This window comes from Oleiphilus sp. HI0079, from assembly GCF_001635105.1.
The window spans coordinates 1-895 of the sequence record NZ_LWFT01001044.1 but is presented as its reverse complement, the minus strand read 5'-3'; the positions used below and the strand labels follow the sequence as shown (position 1 = coordinate 895).

General features: G+C 46.8%; 2 protein-coding genes. Both read left to right on the top strand.

Features of this window, described 5'->3' with window-relative positions:
• Positions 1–336, top strand: a 336-nt coding sequence (locus A3750_RS18775) for a methionine biosynthesis protein MetW (protein WP_304440215.1), incomplete at its 5' end; no start/stop codon positions are given.
• 16 nt (positions 337–352) lie between these two features.
• Positions 353–820: a DUF4426 domain-containing protein gene (locus A3750_RS18770; RefSeq protein ID WP_068458556.1), complete on the top strand. Its 468-nt coding sequence runs from the start codon at positions 353–355 to the stop codon at positions 818–820.
• The last annotated feature ends 75 nt before the right edge of the window (positions 821–895 follow it).

The window sequence follows — 895 nt, the reverse complement described above, 5'->3', positions numbered from 1 at the left end:
CAAGCTGTGCGTCGTCCTGATGAAATGCTCGAAGAGATGTTGCGACTAGGTAAGCAAGGTATCGTGACTTTCCCAAATTTTGGCCACTGGCGCTGTAGGCAGTACTTGCTCTTCAATGGGAAAATGCCGATGTCGAAAACCTTGCCGCATACTTGGTTTAACACGCCGAATATCCACCTTTGCACATTTAAAGATTTTGAAATTTTGTGCGACCAAAAAGGCATTCGTATCGTAAACCGTTTAGTGGTGAACGCAGACTTTCGCGAGAAAAGTTTAGCGCGAATATGGCCAAACTTGTTGGCTGAGTTTGCCGTGTATCGTATCGAACGAAGATAATCTGGAGAAAACGGTCATGTTATCGAGAAATCATTGGATTCACGTCTGTTTGTTTATGCTTGGTATGCTGATGGCCGCCGACTCCTATGCCGAGCAGAAGAAGGTTTTTGCGGCGCCGGATGGCACCGAATATGAGGTGCATTACATCGCGTTCAACAGCACTTTCCTCCAGCCGGAGGTGGCTAGACAGTATGATTTGACGCGCAGCAAGGCGTTGGGTGTTGTTAATGTGAGCGTGCTCAAAGTAAACGAAAATGGGGTGAGAGAAGCGGTTGGTGCCATCGTTAATATGAATGCCAAAAACGACATCCAGCAGGTGCAGCATTTGAGTATGCAGCAGGTTATCGAAGGCAAGGCAATTTATTACATTGCGCAGTTGCAGTATCGGGAAGGCGAGATATTGACGTTTGATATCTCAGTATTTCCTCAAGGGGTTTCAGATCCGTTCAGGCTACGATTCAGCCACAATTTCTATAATGATTGAGCCAAAGATGGACATTGTTCTAGCAAGTGGAAACGCGGGAAAACTCAGAGAGATTGCCGCGCTGCTTGAAGGCCG